The 1,775-nt window shown below is 69.1% G+C and carries 3 protein-coding genes; 2 read left to right on the forward strand and 1 reads right to left on the reverse strand.

All coding sequences use genetic code 11. The annotated features are described in order from the left end of the window. Positions 1 to 32: 32 nt before the first annotated feature. Positions 33 to 611 carry a peptide deformylase gene (locus ACFVYA_RS49895; protein ID WP_086841440.1) on the reverse strand — a complete coding sequence of 193 codons (579 nt, stop codon included), beginning with the start codon at positions 609 to 611 and terminating at the stop codon, positions 33 to 35. 155 nt (positions 612 to 766) lie between these two features. On the opposite strand from ACFVYA_RS49895, the gene ACFVYA_RS49900 reads away from it, so the two are divergent. Together ACFVYA_RS49900 and ACFVYA_RS49905 are read left to right on the forward strand one after the other, a co-directional pair. Further along, positions 767 to 1,075 (forward strand): DUF3263 domain-containing protein, encoded by a 309-nt coding sequence (locus ACFVYA_RS49900; RefSeq protein ID WP_003101701.1) that lies wholly within the window; start codon positions 767 to 769, stop codon positions 1,073 to 1,075. Further along, positions 1,072 to 1,719: a LytR C-terminal domain-containing protein gene (locus ACFVYA_RS49905; protein ID WP_387055700.1), complete on the forward strand. Its 648-nt coding sequence runs from the start codon at positions 1,072 to 1,074 to the stop codon at positions 1,717 to 1,719. Before ACFVYA_RS49900 ends, ACFVYA_RS49905 begins: the two co-directional genes overlap by 4 nt. Positions 1,720 to 1,775: the final 56 nt, after the last annotated feature.

The raw sequence follows: 1,775 nt of genomic DNA on the forward strand, positions 1-1,775 counted from the left end.
GGCCCCTCGTGCGCGAGGGGCCCTTCGGGGTCTCAGATGACGGCGCCGTCGTCCTCGGGGGTCCGCGGCGGCAGCCACGAGTTGCCCGGCACGCCCCACTTGTTGGACTTCAGCATCTTCTTCGCGGCGCGCGCGTGCCGCCCGACCAGGCGGTCGAGGTAGATGTACCCGTCCAGGTGATCGGTCTCGTGCTGCAGGCAGCGCGCGAAGTAACCGGTGCCCTCGACCTCGATCGGGTTGCCCTCGATGTCCGAGCCGGTCACCTTCGCCCACTTGGCCCGGCCGGTCGGGTACGACTCGCCGGGTGCCGAGAGGCAGCCCTCCCAGTCGTCGTCCGGGTCCGGCATGGTCTCCGGGATCTCCGACGTCTCGAGCTTCGGGTTGACCACGACGCCCTTGTGCCGCACGCCTTCGTCGTCCGGGCAGTCGTAGACGAACACCCGCAGATCGAGGCCGATCTGGTTGGCCGCGAGGCCGACGCCCTCGGCCGCGTACATCGTCTCGAACATGTCGTCCACGAGCGTGCGCAGCTTCTCGTCGAACTCGGTGATCTCCCGAGTCGGCTGGTGCAGCACGGGTTCGCCGGCGATAACGATGGGGTGGATGGTCACGGCGAGCCAGTTTAGTCGGACCCTTCTGGTAGACCTGCATCAGACCGTGACGCGCCGACGTCGATGCCCACGTCGGCGGCCGCTTCCGTGGTTGAATGGCGCCCGCGGAAGAGCTAGGTCTGATTCGCCATGACGCCCGATTGAGAGGGACTCGGATGGACGCCGCGGAGTCGATGGCTGAGCCGCAGCCGTCGCCGCCGAAGCCCGTGCCCGGCCTGACCGAACGCGAGGTCGAGATCCTCGCCTTCGAGCGCCAATGGTGGCGGCACGCCGGGGCGAAGGAGAACGCCATCCGCGAACGCTTCGACTTGTCTGCGACGCGCTACTACCAGCTGCTCAACAAGCTGCTGGAGAAGCCGGAGGCGATCGAAGCGGACCCGATGCTGGTGAAGCGGCTGCGCAAGACCCGCGCCGCCCGCCAGCGCAAGCGAGGCGCCCGGCGACTGGGGATCGAGCTGAAATGAGTGTGTTTTCGGGAATGTCCCGGCCGATGAAGGCCGCGGGTGTCGCGTTGATCGGCGTGGCGATCATCGCCGCCGTCATCGGCGGCATCTCCGCGCTGGGCGGGGGCAACGGGTCGAACGAAGCCGGGCCGAGCGGCACGTCGACGCAGCCGGGCACGTCCGGCGGGTCGTCGTCGGCGCCACCGTCGACGTCGTCTTCGGCATCGTCGTCGAGCTCGGCGAGCTCTTCGTCGCCCACGCCGCCGTCACCGAGCTCGCCGCCGCCCGGCCAGGCGACGTCGCCCGCCCCCGGTGGCCCCGGCCCCGGCCCCGGTCAGCCGGGCGGTGACCAGCAGGCGTCCAACAAGTGGGTGACCGTCCGGGTGTTCAACAACTCGACGATCAAGGGCCTGGCGGACCGGGCGGCGGAGGACTTCCGCGGGTCCGGGTGGAACGTCAACGAGGTCAGCAACTACTCCCAGGGCATCATCCCGACGACGACGGCGTTCTACCGCCCGGGCACCGACGAGGAAGCCGCGGCCAAGCAGCTCGCGCAGGAGTTCGGCATCAAGGCCGAGCCCCGCTTCGAGGGCATCCAGAGCGCGAGCCCCGGGGTGATCGTCATCGTGACGAAGGAATACCAGTCGGGCCACAAGGGCAGCTGAGCACGTAACCCGCGTGATTGAAGCCGGAACTCACGAGTTCCGGCTTCAATCACGCG

Source organism: Amycolatopsis sp. NPDC058278 (assembly GCF_042881395.1).
Lineage (GTDB): Bacteria > Actinomycetota > Actinomycetes > Mycobacteriales > Pseudonocardiaceae > Amycolatopsis.

Coding starts and splice junctions, on each gene's coding strand:
- ACFVYA_RS49900 (WP_003101701.1), top strand. CDS start 767: ATGGACGCCGCGGAGTCGATGGCTGAGCCGCAGCCGTCGCCGCCGAAG.
- ACFVYA_RS49905 (WP_387055700.1), top strand. CDS start 1,072: ATGAGTGTGTTTTCGGGAATGTCCCGGCCGATGAAGGCCGCGGGTGTC.